General features: G+C 75.6%; 2 protein-coding genes. Both read left to right on the forward strand.

What is annotated here, in order from left to right:
• A partial coding sequence (locus E1291_RS40725; RefSeq protein WP_131743372.1) for an O-antigen ligase family protein occupies window positions 1-1398 on the forward strand: 1398 nt, incomplete at its 5' end.
• Window positions 1395-2796 (forward strand): lipid II flippase MurJ (locus tag E1291_RS40730; protein WP_131743373.1); only part of this gene is annotated, 1402 nt, incomplete at its 3' end. The genes E1291_RS40725 and E1291_RS40730, both read left to right, overlap by 4 nt.

Here is a 2796-nt window from a genome sequence, read left to right on the forward strand (position 1 = left end):
GTCGCCGCGGACTGGGCGCGGCGGCCCGGCTGGGCCGTGGCCGCGACCGTCGCGTGCGTCGGCATCCCCCCGGGCCCCGCGGCGCCGGGCGCGACGCAGGTCACCCCCGGCGACTGCGCCTCCGCCGCGCTGGTGGCGTTCGCGGTTTTGCTCGTCGCCATGGGACGGGCCCGCGCGCCGCGCGGGACGCTCGCGGTGTTCGCGCCGCTCGTGGTGACGCTCGGCGTGACCACGGCGTGCTCCGCCGACATCACGGCGGGCATGGCCGGCTACCTGCGCGACCTCCAGATCTTCGTGCTGGTGCCGGTGGCCGTCGTGCTGCTGGTCCGGGGCCGCCGCGACCTCGCGATCGTGTGCTCGGCCGTGCTCGGCCTCGGCATGGCCGAGTCCTGCCTCGGGGTCTGGCAGTCGCTCACCGGGACGGGCGCGTCCATCGGCGGGCGGAGCGTCCGCGCGGTCGGCACGTTCGGTGCCATGGACGTCATGGCGATGTCGGTCGTCGCCGGGTTCGCGATCCTCGTGCTGACCGCGTTCGCGCTGGTGGCGCCCGCGCGGGGCCCCCTCGCGGTGGTCGCCGCGATCGCCGGGCTCTGCGTGCCCGCGCTGGCGCTGGCGCTCGCGCTCAGCCGCGGCAGCTGGATCGCGCTCGGCGCCGCCGCCGTGCTGATGATGCTGATCTTCGACCGGTGGGTGGCGGCGCGGGTGCTGGCGTGCTGCGCGGCGCTGGCGCTGGTCGCCGCCGCGCCGCTCGGCGGCGGGTCGCAGACGGTGCTGGCCAGGTCCCGGTCGATCGCCGCGTCCGTCACCTCCCCGGACCGGTCGGTCAGCGACCGGTACAACCTGTGGGCCGCCGCTCAGCGGATCTGGGAGGACAACCCGCTCACCGGCGTCGGCGTGAAGAACTTCGCGGCCTACCGCGACACCTACGCGACCATCGAGCTGTCGTCGGGCAGCGAGACCGACGACGGCGTCAACGGGTACGTCCGGCAGCCGCTGCTGTCGCCGCACAACGAGTACCTGCTGATCCTCTCCGAGCAGGGCGTCATCGGCCTCGCCGGGTTCGCCGCGCTGTTCGGGGCGATCCTGCGCGGGCTGTGGACGCGGCGCCGCGTCCGGGACCCCTTCTGGCTGGTCGGCACGGCGTTCATGGCGTTCCTGCTGATCAACTTCCTGTACTCCGACCTGGGCGGGCCCACCTGCGTGCTGACGGCCGTGCTGCTCGGCGTCGCGGCGGCCCGCGCCCTGGGGCACGAACACGGCCACGAACACGGTCATGAACACGGCCATGAACACGACCCGGAACACGGTCATGAACACGGCCCCGGATTCCGCCCCGTCCCGTCCGCTCCCGCCGCCCCTCCCGCGCCCCCGGTTCCGGTACCGCGGGAGCGGCGATGACGGACTCCGCTCCCAGCGACGCCGCTCCCAGGGACACCGCGTCCAGCGAACCCCCTCCCAGCGAACCCGCTTCCGCGGACGCCGCGTCCGGCGGCTCGCCCGGCGGTTCGGTCGGCCGCGCCGCCGCGCTGTCGGGGGTACTGATCGCGGGCGGCACCGTCCTGGGCTTCCTGCGCGACCTCGCGATGGCGCACCTGTTCGGCGCCAGCGGCAGCACGGACGCGTTCCTCGTCGCCTGGACGATCCCCGAGACGGTGTCGCCGCTGCTCATCGAGGACGCGATGGCGCTGCTCCTGGTGCCCGTCGTCACCCGGCTGCTCGCCCGCGGCGACGCCCTGCGCCCGTTCGCGCGGACGACGCTGCCGCGCCTGGTCGTGGGCCTGTCCGTGGTCACGGCGGCGCTCGCGGCCGGTGCCCCCGCCGTGGTCGGCGTGCTCGCGCCCGGCCTGGCCGAGCCGGGGCCCGCCGTCCTGTGCGTCCGGCTGACCGCCGTGACCGTGGTGACGTTCGGCGTCGCCGGGTTCATGAGCGCGACGCTGCGCGCGCACCACCGCTTCGGTCCTCCCGCGGCGATCTACCTGGCCTACAACGTGGGGATCCTCGCGCTCATCGCGGGCTTCGCCGGGCTGATCGGCGTCACCAGCGCCGCGGCCGGCGTCGCCTGCGGAAGCGTGCTGATGGTGGCGGTGCAGGCGCCGGCGTTCGTCCGCTGCCTGCGGGCGGCGCCGTCCGGCCCGCCGGGGAACGCCGCCGAACTGCGGCTCGGCCTCGCCGCGCTGGTACCGATCGTCGTGTACACCGTGACGCGCCAGGCGCAGGTGTTCGTCGAGCGGTTCATCGGGGCGGGGCTCACCGCCGGCTCCATCTCGCAGCTCAACTACGCGCAGAAGGTCGCGCAGGTCCCGATGGTGCTGTCGCTGCTGATCGTGACCGTGACGTTCCCGCGGCTCGCGCGGGCGTCCGCCGACGGCGACCTGCGAGAGGTCGCCCGGCGCATCGAGCGCGACCTCGTGGTCGCCAGCGCGATGGTGCTGTGCGCCGCCGCCTACCTCGTCGCGTTCGCGCCCGCCGTCGTCCGGCTGCTGTTCGAGCACGGCGCCTTCACCGCCGCCGACACCCGCGGCACCGCCGCCACCATGCGCGTCTACGCGCTCGGGCTGTGGGGCCACACGACCGTCGGCCTCGTGGCCCGCGCGTTCTTCGCGCACGGCCGCCCGACGTGGCGGCCCGCCTGGCTGATCGCGCTGGGACTGGCCGTCACCGCCGCCGTCGGCGGGACGTTCGCGGCCGTCGCGGGCACCGTCGCGCTGGCCGCCGCGAACGCCGCCGGGATCACCGTCGCCGCCGTCCTGCTGCTGGCCGGGCTGCGCCGGCACGTCGCGCCGGTGTCACTGCGTC

The sequence above is a fragment of the Actinomadura roseirufa genome (assembly GCF_900659635.1).
GTDB lineage: Bacteria > Actinomycetota > Actinomycetes > Streptosporangiales > Streptosporangiaceae > Spirillospora > Spirillospora roseirufa.